Genomic DNA, 572 nt, shown 5'->3' on the forward strand with positions numbered 1-572 from the left:
CTAAAGAAGCTCGCGCAAGGCATCGCTCTCTGCTGGTTCCCCGTGCTTCTGCTGTTCCTCTTTGTCAAAAACGACTTTTCCTTCAAGGTACTGGCCTACGGCCTGGCCATTCCCCTCGTAGTCTATCTGGTCGCCGCCCTATGCATCTGGCTCTTCTTCAGCGAACGCCAACGTCGACGTGACCCGAAGTAGCCGAGGATCTGTCGCAGCGTGACTGCCCGCAGATGATCCTTGGCGCTGCATCTATTAGGCTATGCCGAGACAGTCACGACGCAGGCCTCCGCCACAGGCCTTCCCGCGCCGCAAAGAGAGCAAGCCATGACCGATACAGCCGCCTCAGGGATGATTGTCCTGCAGGGCAACCGCATGGAAGATTTGCGCGATCTGACGCTGAAATGGCTCGGCCGCCGCCCACTCCATCCGCTCGCACGTACGCTTTTCCTGGTGCAGAGTAACGGCATTGCACAATGGCTCAAGACCTCTATCGCCGAGCGTCAGGGCGCTCCCGGCTACGGTATCTGTCTGGGAACGGATGTGGCGCTGCCGGCGCGGCTACAGTGGCAGGCCTATCG

2 protein-coding genes are annotated in these 572 nt (G+C 60.1%); both read left to right on the forward strand.

Annotated elements, in window-relative coordinates; genetic code table 11:
- The coding region (locus KUW18_RS19610; protein ID WP_222562200.1) for a hypothetical protein at positions 1 to 192 on the forward strand (192 nt) is incomplete at its 5' end.
- A gap of 126 nt (positions 193 to 318) precedes the next feature.
- Positions 319 to 572, forward strand: a 254-nt coding sequence (locus KUW18_RS19615; protein WP_222562201.1) for an exodeoxyribonuclease V subunit gamma, incomplete at its 3' end; no start/stop codon positions are given.

The organism is Halomonas sp. DP5Y7-2 (assembly GCF_019802025.1).
GTDB lineage: Bacteria > Pseudomonadota > Gammaproteobacteria > Pseudomonadales > Halomonadaceae > Halomonas > Halomonas litopenaei_A.